The 14,272-nt window shown below is 69.9% G+C and carries 14 protein-coding genes and 1 tRNA gene; 6 read left to right on the plus strand and 9 right to left on the minus strand.

The annotated features are described in order from the left end of the window. Positions 1–21: 21 nt before the first annotated feature. Entirely contained in the window at positions 22–465 is a 444-nt protein-coding gene (locus IEY95_RS25260; RefSeq protein ID WP_229703327.1) for a spore germination protein GerW family protein, read from the plus strand. A gap of 173 nt (positions 466–638) precedes the next feature. Here the strand turns inward: IEY95_RS25260 and IEY95_RS25265 are convergent, their stop codons facing one another. The 5 genes from IEY95_RS25265 to zapE form a co-directional block, all read right to left on the minus strand. After that, positions 639–1,619: a slipin family protein gene (locus IEY95_RS25265; protein ID WP_229703329.1), complete on the minus strand. Its 981-nt coding sequence runs from the start codon at positions 1,617–1,619 to the stop codon at positions 639–641. A 111-nt stretch (positions 1,620–1,730) separates the two neighbouring features. Then, positions 1,731–3,206, minus strand: coding sequence for a SulP family inorganic anion transporter (locus IEY95_RS25270; protein WP_189188395.1), 1,476 nt, complete (start codon positions 3,204–3,206; stop codon positions 1,731–1,733). A gap of 8 nt (positions 3,207–3,214) precedes the next feature. Continuing rightward, positions 3,215–3,793, minus strand: coding sequence for a carbonic anhydrase (locus tag IEY95_RS25275; protein WP_189188396.1), 579 nt, complete (start codon positions 3,791–3,793; stop codon positions 3,215–3,217). 70 nt (positions 3,794–3,863) lie between these two features. Continuing rightward, the gene (locus IEY95_RS25280; protein WP_189188397.1) at positions 3,864–4,202 is read right to left on the minus strand and encodes a hypothetical protein; all 339 of its coding nucleotides are present in this window, start codon (positions 4,200–4,202) and stop codon (positions 3,864–3,866) included. 123 nt (positions 4,203–4,325) lie between these two features. Continuing rightward, positions 4,326–5,426, minus strand: a complete 1,101-nt coding sequence (zapE, locus tag IEY95_RS25285) for a cell division protein ZapE (protein WP_189188398.1) — start codon at positions 5,424–5,426, stop codon at positions 4,326–4,328. Between the two features lie 37 nt (positions 5,427–5,463). Here zapE and IEY95_RS25290 point away from each other — a divergent pair, with 37 nt between their 5' ends. The 5 genes from IEY95_RS25290 (at position 5,464) to IEY95_RS25310 (ending at position 10,097) form a co-directional block, all read left to right on the plus strand. After that, positions 5,464–6,258: a pyrimidine reductase family protein gene (locus IEY95_RS25290; protein WP_189188399.1), complete on the plus strand. Its 795-nt coding sequence runs from the start codon at positions 5,464–5,466 to the stop codon at positions 6,256–6,258. A gap of 133 nt (positions 6,259–6,391) precedes the next feature. Further along, complete coding sequence (locus IEY95_RS25295) at positions 6,392–6,865, plus strand: indole-3-glycerol phosphate synthase (protein WP_189188400.1); 474 nt, start codon at positions 6,392–6,394, stop codon at positions 6,863–6,865. A 229-nt stretch (positions 6,866–7,094) separates the two neighbouring features. Further along, the gene (gene murC / locus IEY95_RS25300) at positions 7,095–8,486 is read left to right on the plus strand and encodes a UDP-N-acetylmuramate--L-alanine ligase (protein WP_189188401.1); all 1,392 of its coding nucleotides are present in this window, start codon (positions 7,095–7,097) and stop codon (positions 8,484–8,486) included. A 35-nt stretch (positions 8,487–8,521) separates the two neighbouring features. Beyond that, positions 8,522–8,929: a peptide-methionine (R)-S-oxide reductase MsrB gene (gene msrB, locus IEY95_RS25305; RefSeq protein WP_189188402.1), complete on the plus strand. Its 408-nt coding sequence runs from the start codon at positions 8,522–8,524 to the stop codon at positions 8,927–8,929. Positions 8,930–9,416: 487 nt separating this feature from the next. Then, positions 9,417–10,097: a DUF6082 family protein gene (locus IEY95_RS25310; RefSeq protein ID WP_189188403.1), complete on the plus strand. Its 681-nt coding sequence runs from the start codon at positions 9,417–9,419 to the stop codon at positions 10,095–10,097. 59 nt (positions 10,098–10,156) lie between these two features. Here the strand turns inward: IEY95_RS25310 and IEY95_RS25315 are convergent, their stop codons facing one another. The 4 genes from IEY95_RS25315 to IEY95_RS25330 form a co-directional block, all read right to left on the minus strand. Beyond that, the gene (locus IEY95_RS25315) at positions 10,157–10,402 is read right to left on the minus strand and encodes a hypothetical protein (protein ID WP_308429338.1); all 246 of its coding nucleotides are present in this window, start codon (positions 10,400–10,402) and stop codon (positions 10,157–10,159) included. A 223-nt stretch (positions 10,403–10,625) separates the two neighbouring features. Next, positions 10,626–12,713 carry an NAD-dependent DNA ligase LigA gene (gene ligA, locus IEY95_RS25320; RefSeq protein ID WP_189188404.1) on the minus strand — a complete coding sequence of 696 codons (2,088 nt, stop codon included), beginning with the start codon at positions 12,711–12,713 and terminating at the stop codon, positions 10,626–10,628. Between the two features lie 129 nt (positions 12,714–12,842). Continuing rightward, positions 12,843–12,916: transfer RNA gene (locus IEY95_RS25325), tRNA-Met, on the minus strand. A gap of 123 nt (positions 12,917–13,039) precedes the next feature. Continuing rightward, positions 13,040–14,044 carry a lysylphosphatidylglycerol synthase transmembrane domain-containing protein gene (locus IEY95_RS25330; RefSeq protein ID WP_189188405.1) on the minus strand — a complete coding sequence of 335 codons (1,005 nt, stop codon included), beginning with the start codon at positions 14,042–14,044 and terminating at the stop codon, positions 13,040–13,042. Positions 14,045–14,272 lie beyond the last annotated feature (228 nt).

The following is a 14,272-nucleotide window of genomic DNA, read 5'->3' on the forward strand; positions in this document are numbered from 1 at the left end:
CCCGGGCCAGGAGGTACCGCGATGACAGCACCGCAGGACATGACGCCCCCGCCGGACGCCCCCACCGCCCCGCTCGCCGGTTCCGTCGAGCCTGCGGGCGGGACCGTCGCCCGGCTGCTGGAGGGGATCGCCGAGCGGCTCGGCGGGCGGGCCTCGGTGACGGCCGTCTTCGGCGAGGCCATCACCCGCGAAGGCGTCACGGTCATCCCCGTCGCCAAGGTCGGCTTCGGCTTCGGCGGCGGCATCCTGCGCGGGCTGGGCCGCGCGAAGGACGGCGAGGGCGGTGGTGGAGGCGGCGGCTGCGGGGCCCGCCCGCTCGGCTTCATAGAACTGCGCGACGGCACGGCCACCTACCACCCGATCCGCGATCCGTGGGCCGACGTCGTCGCACCCTTGGCCGCGCTGCTCGTCACGGCCGCCGGCCCCGTCCTGACCAGGGCGCTGACCCGCCGCCGGAAGGGCTAGGAGGGCATGTCGGCCGGGCAGCGGCCCTTGGGCAGACGGTGTCGTCAGGGACGCGCATCGCCCGGAGCGGGCCCGTCGGGCGCGCCGAACGGACCCTGCCCTTGGTCCAGTTGGTCGGAAACTCGCCCACACCGGCGTGTTGACCGCTTCGATTGCCACGCGCGCAGCAGGTGTCACTCGTCGCCCTTGGGCTCATCGAGCTCATCGAGTTCCTGGAGCTGGTCGGTCTCGTCGAGCATGCCGGGCTCATGGAGCCGGACGGCATCATTGAGCAGGCCGGGTTCATGGAGTGGGAGTGGCTCATCGAGCGGGACCGGCTCATCGGGCACGTCGAGTGGGATGTGCTCATCGGGCCGCGGGGGCGCCGACTGCTCGGCGGTGGGTGACACCTGACCGCCCTGCGCCCGCTCCAGAAACCTCAGCAGCTCCACCGGGAAGGGCAGTACGAGTGTGGAGTTCTTCTCCGCCGCGACCGCCACCACCGTCTGCAGCAGCCGCAGTTGGAGCGCCGCGGGCTGCTCCGACATCACTCCGGCGGCCTCCGCCAGCTTCTTGGACGCCTGGAGTTCCGCGTCGGCGTTGATGACCCGGGCGCGCCGCTCACGGTCGGCCTCGGCCTGCCGGGCCATCGACCGCTTCATCGTCTCCGGCAGCGATACGTCCTTGATCTCGACGCGGTCGATCTGCACACCCCAGCCGATCGCCGGGCTGTCGATCATCAGCTCCAGGCCCTGGTTGAGCTTCTCGCGATTGGACAGGAGGTCGTCGAGGTCGCTCTTGCCGATGATCGACCGCAGCGAGGTCTGTGCCATCTGCGAGACCGCGAAGCGGTAGTCCTCGACCTGGATGATCGCGTCGGGGGCGTTGACCACCTTGAAGTAGACGACCGCGTCGACCCGCACCGTGACGTTGTCCCGCGTGATGCCCTCCTGGGCGGGCACCGGCATCGTCACGATCTGCATGTTGACCTTGTGCAGCCGGTCGACGATGGGGACGATCATGGTGAAGCCCGGGGGGCGGACGTCTCCCCTGAGCCGCCCCAGCCGCAGGACCACCCCGCGCTCGTACTGCTTGACGACCCGGGCCGCCGCGGAGAGATAGACCAGACCGGCCGCGCCGGTCGCCACACCCGCCGCGATGAGTTCCTCGACCATGACGACCCCTTCCCGAGCCGCCCAGCATGCCTGATATGTCTACTTCATGCCTGATATGTCTACTTTACGTCGAAAGGCCGGGCCCGCTGCGTGGCGGGCCCGGCCACGGGCTCAGGCCCCCGGCGTAACCCTCACCGGCTCGATCCCCGCCGCACTGTGCCGCGCCGACCAGTTCTCCAGCGCGGTGCGGCACGCGTGGTCCAAGTGGTGCAGGCCGGAGAGGTCCAGCTCGACGGGGCGGTCCTGCGGCAGCGCCTCCAGGCTGTCGAGTATCTTCGGCAGCCGCAGGAAGGTCGCGTTGCCCGAGAGGTACGCCTGGACGGGTCCGGCGCCCTTGTCTATGACTTCCAGGCGCACGTGCGAGGCCTCCCACGCCGTCTTGACGACGGCCAGCGCGAGCCCGATCAGGACGCCCTCGAACATGCTGACGGCGACGATCGCCACGGCGGTGACGACGAGAATCAGTGCCTCGCCACGGTGCTCACGCCACAGCGACGCGATCTCCCGGAGCGGAATCAGCTTCCAGCCCGCGTGCACCAGGATGCCGGCGAGGGCGGGCAGCGGGATGACGCCGAGCGCGGCGGGCAGCAGCGCCGCGAACAGGAGCAGCCACAGGCCGTGCAGCACCCGGGACGCCTTCGTGCGGGCGCCCGCCTGGACGTTCGCCGCGCTGCGTACGATCACGGCGGTCATCGGCAGCGCGCCGAGCAGCCCGCAGACCGCGTTGCCCGCGCCCTGCGCCATCAGCTCCCTGTCGTACTCGGTCCGCGGCCCGTCGTGCAGCCGGTCCACGGCCGCCGCGCTGAACAGCGACTCGGCGGAGGCGATCAGGGTGAACGCAAGGATCGTGCCGAGGACTCCGACACTCGCGAGTTCGCCGAACGCGTCGGGCGAGGGCAACTGGATCGAGCCGAGCAGCCCCCGCACCTCCACCGTGGCCACGGGCAGGCCGAACGCCAGTGAGACCAGGGTGGCCAGCGCGACCGCGCCGAGCGCCCCCGGCACCGTACGCACCCGACGCGGCAGCCGCTTCCACAGAACCAGCACGGCGATCGTGCCGGCCCCGAGCCCGATCGAGGCCAACGCCTCGGTGCTGCGGGCCGCGTCGACGAGCGCCTCGGGCAGCCCGGCGAGCTTGTCGAGTCCGGATGCCGGTGCCTTCAGGCCCGCCATCGAGTAGAGCTGGCCCGCGATCAGCACGAGCCCGATCCCGGCCAGCATGCCCTCGACGACCGCCACCGAGATCGCCCGGAAATAGCGCCCCAACTTCAGGGCGCCCATGAGGAGTTGGAGCACGCCCGTGGCGAGCACGACGACTCCGAGGACGGCGAGCCCGTACTCCCGTACAGCCTCGAAGACCAGCACGGTCAGCCCGGCGGCGGGCCCCGACACCTGGAGGCTGCTGCCGCGCATCAGACCGGTGACGAGACCGCCCACGATGCCGGTGACCAGGCCGAGTTCGGCCGGTACGCCGGAAGCGACGGCGACGCCCACGCACAGCGGCAGGGCGACGAGGAATACGACGAGAGAGGCCGTGAAGTCCTGTCGCAGGTACGGGAATTGCTTCGCGAGGCTCGGGAGTTTCATCGCGCGGCTCACAGCGCCTCGAAGGAGTCGGTGTCCGGCGTGTACGCGCGTACGGAGCCGGTGTGGACCTCGTAGTACCAGCCGTGCAGGCGCAGCTGACCAGTCGTCATGGCCCGTTGCACACAGGGGTATTCGCGAAGCCTGAGCAGCTGCGCGAGGACATGGTTCCGCACCGCGTCGGCGACGGCCGGGTCGTCGTCGGGCATGTCGGAAGGGGGTTCGGCCTGTGCGAGCCAGTCGCGTACGGCCGGTACGGCGTCCAGGTCCTCGCCGCGCACCAGTGCGCCGACGGCGCCGCAATGCGAGTGGCCGCAGACCACGATCTCGGACACGCCGAGTACGTCCACCGCGTACTCGACGGTGGCCGCCTCGGAGGTCGGCCGGTCGGAGGCGTACGGGGGGACGATGTTGCCCGCGGTGCGCAGCTCGAAGAGTTCGCCCGGGCGGGCGCCGGTGATCAGGGCCGGGACGACCCGGGAGTCGGAGCAGGTGATGAACAGGACCTGGGGGGACTGGCCGTGGGCGAGCGAGGCGAAATCCTCGGGTCGCCGGCCGAAGGAGCGGGCATGGTCGATGAGAGGCTGCATGTCGGTTCCTCCTGGCGCGCCATGAGGGCGCGTCGGTTTGCACAACGGAGCGTGGGGGGAAGCGCTCCGCTCAGCAGCGGAAGACCTGAAGTCCCGCGGGGGAGTGGCCGGCCGAGGATCTCGACGTGCGGGGGTGCGAGGCGGTGAGAGGGACCTGCGGATACGTGCCCGCGAGGTCGCTCGCGAGCAGGGCGCGCGCGGGCGTCTCGGGTACGAGGTCCTCGTCGTGGGTCCGTCGCCGGGCACCCAGGGGCGGGGCCACCTTGTGCGGGTGCTCGGCCTCGGCGCAGGAGGCGACTTCGCCCCTGTGCGCGGACGCGAACGCCTCGGTGGGGGCGAAGAGCTGCAGACTGATCAGGACGGCGGCGAGTACCACATACAGGGTCCGGGCCGTCGTACCTCGTATCATGCGCCCCCTCCCGGCATCTCTTCCCTCATGTCAACACATAGGTTAACAAGGCAAGTTGTTTGCAGGGTTAACTCAACGTTTCACCCGGAAGAGGGCCGGAACCGATACCTCGGCGGCCGGAAACTACGCTTCCACGAGCCCCTTGGCGTCCCGCGCCAGCGCCGTGAGCCGGGATATCGCGCGGAAGTACTTCTTGCGGTACCCGCCGTTCAGCATCTCCTCGCTGAACAGCTTGTCGAAGGGCATTCCGGAGGCGAGGACAGGCACCTCGCGGTCGTACAGACGGTCGGCGAGCACGACGAGCCGCAGCGCGGTCGACTGGTCCGGGACCGGCTGGACGTCGGTGAGGCAGACTGCCGCGACGCCGTCCGTCAGGGCGCCGTACCGGCTGGGGTGGACGCGCGCCAGGTGGTCGAGCAGGTGCGGGAAGTCGTCGAGCGAGGCGCCGGCGGTGGCGTACGCCGTCTTGGTGACCTGCTCGTCGGAGAACGGCGCCGGGGCCTCGGGCAGCCCGCGGTGGCGGTAGTCCTCGCCGTCGATGCGCAGCGGCCGGAAGCGCGCGGACAGGCCCTGGATCTCCCGCAGGAAGTCGGCGGCCGCGAACCGGCCCTCACCCAGCTTGCCCGGCAGCGTGTTCGAGGTGGCGGCGAGCGCGACGCCCGCGTCGACCAGCTTGCCGAGCAGAGTGGAGACGAGGACGGTGTCGCCGGGATCGTCGAGTTCGAACTCGTCGATGCAGAGGAGACGGTGGCCCGAGAGCGTCTGCACGGTCTTCTGGAAGCCGAGCGCGCCGACCAGGTTCGTCAGCTCCACGAAGGTGCCGAACGCCTTGAGCGCGGGCTCCGCCGGGGTCGCGTGCCAGAGCGAGGCGAGCAGGTGCGTCTTGCCGACGCCGTAGCCGCCGTCGAGGTAGACGCCACGGGGGCCGACGGGAGCCTTCTTCGGGCCCTTGCCGAAGCCGAACAGCTTCCGCTTGCCGCCGCCGACGGCGTGCGCCCCGCCGAGTCCGGCGGCGAAGCCCTCGAGGACGTGTACGGCCTCGGTCTGGCTCGGCTGGTTCGGGTCCGGGATGTACGTGGAGAAGCGGACCGAGTCGAAGCGCGGCGGCGGCACCATCTCGGCGACCAGTCGGTCGGCGGGGACGTGCGGCTCGCGGGCGCACAGGGACAGGGGGGCCGCTTCGGCTATCGGGTCGATCCCGGAGGCGGTGGTGGAGGACGACACGGTTCCCCACTCTAAGGGCCGTGCCACACTGCACGTCATGCGACGCCTGTTCCCTGTGACCTATGAAACAGCAGCCCAGGCCTCGGGCGGGGCCCCTGAGGCGGATGTGACGGACCGGGAGTGGGGGCTCGGGGAACTGGCGGAGGCCTACGCCTACCCCGACCGCCGGGAGCCCTGGCTGCGCGGCAACATGGTCTCCACGCTCGACGGTGCGGCCCAGCACGACGGGCGCTCACAGCCCATCTCCAGCGCCACCGACATGCGGATCTTCGGGGTGCTGAGGGGGCTCGCCGACGTGGTGGTCGTCGGCGCCGAAACCGTACGCCAGGAGGGCTATCGTCCGGCACGCGCGCGTGAGGCCTTCGCGGAGCTCCGGGAGGCGGCCGGACAGGGCCCCGCGCCCGCCATCGCCGTGGTCACCGCGAGCCTCGACCTGGACTTCTCGCTGCCGCTCTTCACCTCGCCCCTGGTGCCCACGCTGGTGCTGACGGGTGCCGGGGCGGCACCCGACCGGGTCGCGGCGGCCGAGAAGGCGGGCGCCCAGGTGGTGATCGCCGGGGACGGGATGGGGGTGGACCCGGCCCGCGCGGTGCGGGCCCTCGGGGAACTCGGTCTGACCCGGCTGCTGACCGAGGGCGGGCCCCGGCTGCTCGGCCAGTTCGTCGCGGGGGGAGTGCTCGACGAGCTCTGCCTGACCTTGTCGCCGATGCTCGCCGCCGGTGACGCGCAGCGCATCGCCGGGGGGCCCTCGATGGCGGTCCCGGCGAGATTCGAACTCGTGTCGCTACTGGAGGAGGCCGGGTTCCTGTACAGCCGATACCGTCGGTCCTGACAAGTCGGTGAAATCCCTTATTTCGGTTATCTTCCGCTGGGCACACTAAATCTCGCAGACCCCGTACGGTCACGGGGCAGGATGGTTTCCGCAGGGGCCTGGGACGGGCCCATGGAGGAGAAGGGCGCCTGTCGTGTTCACAAGCGTATTGATGATCGAGAAGGCCCTGACGTCCGCCGACGTGGAGTTCGTCACCACCTTGCACGGCGACGAGACGGTCGCCTTCCACGTGCTGCTCCAGCCGCGTGGGGACCAGGCGGACCGGCTGCTGCGGGCGATCGACGATGTGGCGCTCGGTGAGCTGGACGAGGCGGCCCACGAGCGAGAGACGCCGGAGGGCGAGGCGGCGGTCGGACAGGGGCAGCAGGCCCTCGACGTGTCCCTGCTGGCCCTGCGCTCGGCCGGCAGCGAGGCCGAGGGCCGGCTCATCGAGGACCATCCGCTGGACGCGCTGAAGGCCCTGGTCGACGAGATCGACGCCGACGAGGTCATCGTGCTGACCGACCCCCACTACGTGGAAGAGTTCTTCCACCGTGACTGGGCCTCCCGGGCTCGCCACAAGGTGGGCGTGCCGGTCCTGAAACTGTTCTCGCACAGCAAGGTGTGACCGCTGCCGCTGCCGCCGTTGGGCCCGCCGTGGGGCACGTGGGGGGTGTTGACGGCTGTCGGCCGCGGGTCCGTCCGTCGCGGCCGGTCGCGCCCACGCGGCGGAGCCGCACAAAGTCACAGCCCCGCGCCCCTTGCGGGGCGCTGCCCGCGCCACGGCATAGGCTGGGGGCGCGCTCCTTCACGAGGGCGCACTTCAGCCTCGTACCGGATCTTGGGGAGAACAGCGCATGGCACCCGGCCTTCCTACCGCCATGGACCGACCGCACTTCATCGGCATCGGCGGCGCCGGAATGTCGGGCATCGCGAAGATCCTCGCGCAGCGCGGGGCCAAGGTGGCGGGCAGCGACGCGAAGGAGTCCGCGACCGCCGAGGCCCTGCGCGCGCTCGGCGCGACGGTGCACATCGGGCACGCGGCCGACCACCTGGCGTCCGACGCCACCTGCGTCGTGGTCTCCTCCGCGATCCGCCCGGACAACCCGGAGCTGGCCCGCGCCGCGGAGCTCGGCATCCCGGTGGTCCACCGCTCGGACGCCCTCGCCCGGCTGATGGACGGCCTGCGCCCCATCGCGGTCGCGGGCACCCACGGCAAGACGACCACGACGTCGATGCTGGCGGTGTCCCTGTCCACCCTGGGCCTGTCCCCGTCGTACGCGATCGGCGGCGACCTCGACGCCCCCGGTTCGAACGCGCTGCACGGCGAGGGCGAGATCTTCGTCGCCGAGGCCGACGAGTCGGACCGCAGCTTCCACAAGTACGCGCCCGAGGTGGCGATCGTGCTGAACGTGGAGCTGGACCACCACGCCAACTACGCGTCCATGGACGAGATCTACGAGTCCTTCGAGACGTTCGTGGACCGCGTCACCGAGGGCGGCACGCTGGTGATCTCGGCGGACCACGAGGGCGCCCGCGAGCTGACGCGCCGCGTCACGGCCCGTGACGTCCGCGTGGTGACGTACGGCGACGCGGCGGACGCGGACGTCCGTGTGCTCTCCGTGGTCCCGCAGGGCCTGAAGAGCGAGGTGACGGTACGCCTGGACGGCTCGGAGCTGACCTTCACGGTCTCCGTCCCCGGCCGCCACTACGCGCACAACGCGGTGGCCGCGCTGGCGGCGGGCGTGGCGCTTGGCATTCCGGCCACCGAGCTGGCCCCCGCGCTCGCGTCCTACACCGGTGTGAAGCGCCGCCTCCAGCTGAAGGGCGAGGAGGCGGGCGTCCAGGTCATCGACTCCTACGCGCACCACCCGACGGAGATGACGGCCGACCTGGAGGCGATGCGCGCGGCGGCCGGTGACGCCCGCATCCTGGTGGTCTTTCAGCCCCACCTGTTCTCCCGCACCCAGGAGTTGGGCAAGGAGATGGGCGAGGCCCTGTCCCTCGCGGACGCCTCGGTCGTCCTGGACATCTACCCGGCCCGCGAGGACCCGATTCCGGGCGTCACCAGCGAGCTGATCATCAAGGCGGCACGTGCGGCGGGCGCGGAGGTGACGCCGGTCCACGACAAGGCAGAGGTGCCCTCCGTCGTCGCGGGAATGGCGAAGCCCGGTGATCTCGTTCTCACCATGGGCGCGGGCGACGTCACGGACCTCGGACCCGAGATCCTGACCCGCCTGTCGCAGTAGCCATACGCCGTATTTGTAGTGAGGGGTTGAGCTTCATGTCGTACGACATCGAAAAGCCGGACGAGCAGTGGCGCGCGGAGCTGACCCCGGCTGAGTACGCGGTCCTTCGCAAGGCGGGCACCGAGCCCGCCTTCACGGGCGAGTACACCGACACCAAGACCGAGGGCGTCTACTCCTGCCGCGCCTGCGGCGCCGAACTCTTCACGTCCAACGAGAAGTTCGAGTCGCACTGCGGCTGGCCGTCCTTCTTCGACCCGAAGGACACCGACGCGGTCGAGCTGATCGAGGACCCGTCGTACGGGATGGTGCGGACCGAGGTGCGGTGCGCTCGGTGCGGGTCGCATCTTGGGCATGTCTTCGAGGGCGAGGGGTATCCGACCCCGACCGACCAGCGGTACTGCATCAACAGCATTTCGTTGCGGCTGACGACTGACGAGAGCTGAGACCGGGCGCAGGCATGCGCCGGTGACGGGCGCCCACTTCGGCTGTGCGTAAGGGCAGCCGCGGTGCCCGTCGCCGGGGGCGCATAGGGCGCGTGGAGGCAATCTCCGGCACACCCGATCCACCAAATGCGACGCGTTGAGTGTTTGGCATGCTGTTCGGTGATGCGCGATGAGATCGACTGAGACCCCAGAGCCCCCGAGCGTCCCAAAAAGCACCCGCATTACCCTTCGGTAACATCATTGCGGTGTCGGCTCGCGAATCTGGAGTAGTGAACTCCGAATGCGCAAACGCGGAGATCGCTGCTCCGAGCGGCGGCCCGTTTCCATGTGGAGGCTGCCGGGTATTTACCTCGCAGCCCAGGTGAAACGCCTTCCGGTCGGACACACTCCGCAGGGCTGACTCCAGGTACTTCGATCTGCCCGGAAGTGCCGCTTGAGAGATAAGTGGCCGTGAGTGGAAAGACGTATAAGCGGGGGGCGTGCCGCGATGAATGAGCGGTTCAGGCAATTCGGTGTGACGGTGGGGGCGGTCCTGATCGCGTGCTTTGGTTGCGCGGCCCTGAGCGTACTGCTTGTGCAGATACCTGCCCTCCAGAGTGACAGCAGCAGCAATGCCGGGCAAGCGTTCGGCGCGGCATCGGCGGCGAGTTCCACCGCGGTTCTCTTCTATATGGCGCGGACCATGCGCATGCAGAAAAAGGAATCTGAACTGCAGCGACTCGCGCTCCAGTCCCAGCTGGAAGCTCTCGAGGCGCAATGCCATGTGGCTGGGCTGTCCAAGGGGGAGCTTCATCGAACGTCCGAGGCCTTGATTCGTGGCCTGCACATGTCGATATTGAAGATGGCCATGGACGATCCGGAATTGGCCGCCACCTGGCCTTCGTTCGGTCGGGACGAGTCCGCCTCGCGCAACAGGCAGTTTCTCTACATGAACCAGGTGCTGTCGCTGCAGATGCTCGCCTTCGAGATGGGCTACACAGAACGCCATGTCGAAGCATCACTGCGATCGCTTTTCGTCAACCCGCTCTGGCGGGAATTCTGGGAGAGTCGCCGTCCCTCCCGCGCGCAGAACATCCCTCCGGACACTCTCGAAGGAGAGTTCTCTCGAATCGTTGAACGCGCCTATGAAGCAGCAGTCGGAGCCACGCCGCTGAGGCGGCATGGCTAGACTGCGGAGCGAAGCGGACGGGTTCGATGATTCGCGCGGCGTTGTGGAATGGGATGCGGCTACGACGCGGGGATGTCCGCCCGGGCGCCGACAAGGACTTCCCGCGGCACGACAATCACACGTTCTTTCGGACCCACTCCGGCGTCGCCGGGAAGAATGTCACGGAATTCTTCCGTCATGTCCATTCCGATGATCGCGAAGCGGCCATCGCTGAGTTCGAAAACATCGGGGCAATTGGTGTCGGTCAGGCACCCTCGGGCCTGGGGCGACTTGCCGAGACGACGCTTCACCATCAATGCGAACACTCCGGAGATAGATCAGCGCGTCGGGGCGCCAAGATGTGCGGAAAGGTAGGGCGAGGGTACTCGCAATGATGGTGAAATTCCAGCTCAAAGCGCGCATTGATGGAACGGCTCTAAAATGTCGATATGCGGGCATGGTGACCAGTCGCGCATCGGTGAATCGAACGAATGGCGGAAATGCCTGCCGGCCGTGATGATGTGCGGCACTCCGCCGCGTCGGGTGCGGTCAGTCGATGAAGTCGGCGACGAGGGTGGCGAATTCGTCGGGGGTGCCCAGGCGGATGCCGAGGGTCTCGGCCTTGGCGCGTTTGGATCCGGCGCCTTCTCCGGCGACGACCAGGGTGGTCTTCTTGGAGACGCTGGAGGAGGCGCGGCCGCCGGCGCGTTCGATGAGCTCGTTCATCTGGTTGCGGCTGAGCTTCTCCAGCGCTCCGGTCATCGCGCCGGTGACGACGACGGTCATCCCGGCCAGCGGCCCGCCCATCGGCTCCGCGGTCTCTCCGCCGCTGTCGGCGTCGCCCGCAGCAGTGCCCTGCGGCGTGGCGCCGGGCTCGGTCATGTTCACTCCGGCCGCCGCGAGCTTGTCGATGAGCGGGGCGAGGTCGGAGAGTTCGGCGACGATGGACGGGGCCTTCTCGGTACCGATGCCCTCGACCCGCTGCATCGCTTCGGCGTCGGCGGCGCGGATGTTGTCCATGGTCGCGAAGTACCGGGCGATGCGGCGGGACATGGACCGGCCGGTGCCGCGGACGCCGAGCGCGCACAACACGCGTGACAGCGGCTGCCCCTTGGCCGCACTGATGGCGGTGAGGAGGTTGTCGGTGCTGGTTTCCCCCATCCGTTCCAGATCGAGCAACTGGTCGCGGGTGAGGGTGAACAGGTCGGCGAGATCGGCGACCAGACCGGCTTCGACCAGCTGAATCACTCGGGTGTGGCCGAGGCCTTCGATGTCGAGCTGGTCGCGGCCGGCGGCGTAGGAGAGGGCTGCGACCAGGTGGCAGTTGCGGCCGTTCTCGCAGCGCCACCGTTGCTCGCTGGTGTCGATGCCGGCGCCGCAGCGCGGGCAGACCTCGGGGAAGACGATCGCTTGCTCGTCGCCGGTGCGCAGGTGGGCGACGGGAGCCTCGATGCGCGGGATGACGTCGCCGGCGCGGTGGACCATGACATGGTCGCCCAGGCGCAGGTCGCGGCGGGTGATGTCGGCCGGGTTGTGGAGGGTGGCGTACGTGATGGTGGAGCCGTCGATCTCGACCGGTTCGAGGACGGCGCGCGGGGCGATGATGCCGGTGCGGCCCACGTTCCACTCCACCTCCAGCAGTCGGGTGATCTTCTCCACGGCCGGCAGCTTGTAGGCGATCGCCCAGCGCGGGGCGCGCGAACCGGATCCGGCGGCCCGCTGGTCGGCGGCCAGGTCCGCCTTGATGACGATGCCGTCGATCCCGAACGGCAGCTCGGCCCGCAGCGCGGCGATCTCCTCAACGCGCGCCAGGACCTGCTCGGCCGTTTCAGCCGTGACGCCGGGCACGGCGGTGCGGGCGGTGGTGTTCACGCCGAGCTCGGCGGCCTGCGTCATCAGGGCGCTGTGCGCGCTCTCGCCCAGCCGCGCCGTCAGCGCCGCATCGGTGTCGGGCAGCGGGAGCAGGCCGTAGCCGAAGAACGTCATCGGCACGGTGTACGCGCGGTCCTTGGCGCGCAGCGTGCCCGCCGCGGCGTTGCGCGGGTTGGCGAACGGCTGCCCGCCGTGCGCGGCGCGTACCTCGTTGGCATGCTCGAACTGGTCCGTGGTCATCAGGACCTCGCCGCGCACCTCCACCGTGACCGGCTCGACGAGCTCCCGAGGCAGGCCTTCGACGGTGCCGATCGCATGTGAGACGTCCTCCCCGGCCGTCCCGTCGCCGCGGGTGATCAGCCTGGTGAGGCGGCCGCGGGTGTAGCGGGCGGCGATCGCGAGTCCGTCCAGTTTCGGTTCGACGCTGAATCGTTCCGCTTCGTGGCCGATGCGCCGGGCCAATGACGCGGTCCAGGCGGTGAACTCCTCGGGCGAGAACACGTTGTCCAGGCTCAGCATCGCCACCGTGTGCGGGACATCCCCCTCTGCAGCGCCCCCGGCGACCTTCCCGGTGGGCGAGTCGGGCAGCACCTCGTCGGGGTGATCGGCCTCCCACGCCGCGATGCCGCGCACCAGCCGGTCGTAGGCGTCGTCGTCCAGTACCGACGTACCGCCCGCGTAGTAGGCGGCCGACGCCTTCACCGCGTCCTCGACCGCCTGCGCGTAGGCGGCGGCATCCACGATCACTGCAACAGGTGTTGTCATGCCCGCCATCCTGCACGCCACCACTGACAACGCCCCGGGCGTGACCACCGACAACGCCCCGGGCGTGCGCGTTCAGCGCGCGAGACATGACCGAGGGGCCGGCGAATTCGCCGGCCCCTCGGGTTTCAGTAGCGGGGACAGGATTTGAACCTGCGACCTCTGGGTTATGAGCCCAGCGAGCTACCGAGCTGCTCCACCCCGCGTCGGATGACCCCACTCTACGCCAGGAATCGCGGCCTCCACACCAAGATCGCCCGTGACGAGGGGCACAGACAGCACCGGAGGCACCGGCAGCACCGGCGCGGTACGGGAGTTGCGCCTTCGGATCACAGCGCCTTGCGGTGGACGAGGGCCGAGAGCACGAGTGCGCCCGGCAGCAGGGGCAGCCAGATCGTCAGGACGCGGTAGCCGATGACGGTCGCCGTGGACAGGTCCAGGGGGGCGTCCAGCGCGACCATGGTGAACACCAGTGCCGCGTCCACGGGGCCGATGCCGCCCGGCGCGGGCACGGCTCCGACCGCGGTGCTGGCGGCGAGGAACGCGAACACCACCTGTGGCCAGGACAGCGGCAGACCCAGCGAGGCCCCGACCGAGGCGATCACGCTCGCCTGGAGCACCGGGGCGATGGCCGACCCGCCCCAGAGGGCGAGGACGCGGCTGGGCCGGGAGTGCAGCACCCGTACGTCGGTCAGAGCGGTGCGTACGAGGTCCAGGACGGGGCGACGCAGCGGACGTACCACCGTGATGAGCAGGGCCGGCACGGTCAGACCGATGGTCACGCCCCCGGCGATCAGGAGCAACGTCCGCTCGTCCGGGACGAGTTGACCGAGTCGCAGCAGGTCGGGGAAGGCCACCAGGAAGACGAGCAGCACCAGTGTCTTCGCGATCGGTTTGACCAGCGAGTACAGGGCGAGCGAGGCGGTGGCCCGGGCGAGCGGGATGCCGTGCCGCTGAAGAAAGCGCAGGGTGACCGCATGCGCGCCGATGCTCGCCGGAAGCACATGGTTCGCGGCGCCGGCAGCGAACTGCGACGCGAGGAGCGGCCCCGGCGGAAGCCTTTCCGGAATGGCTCCCTGCCGGACGACCGCGGCGGCCACCCAGCCCAGGCAGGTGAAGAAGAGCCCGGAAAGCAGCCACCAGGGGTCGGCGGAGGCCAGCCGGGCGGCGCCGTCGGACACCGCGTGCCAGTCGACCACCGCCCACGCTCCGATCAGCAGGAGCGGGACCAGACTCAGCACCCGGCCGGCCAGGCGTGCGGCGGAGGGGGAGCGGACGGGGGTTGCCGGGGCGGGGAGCGGCCCGGGGAGTTCATCGAGCGGGAGCAGGGACACGGCGCACGTCGTCCTTCCACGTCGCGCACCGCGCGGTGCGGGCGGACGGATACAAGGCGAGGCAGGAGGGGACGGCGGAAACGTGCCCGCTCGGTGTGACGCCATGGTGTCCGGGAGTCGAAGGAGCGCGGGCGGGTGGGCGACGCGGCCGACGCCCGTCGCCTCGCACTGCGCGTTCCTGACGCAGGTGATGCGTACGGGCCTGGTGAGCCGAACCGCTTCGAGGCA

The sequence above is a fragment of the Streptomyces albiflavescens genome (assembly GCF_014645835.1).
Lineage (GTDB): Bacteria > Actinomycetota > Actinomycetes > Streptomycetales > Streptomycetaceae > Streptomyces > Streptomyces albiflavescens.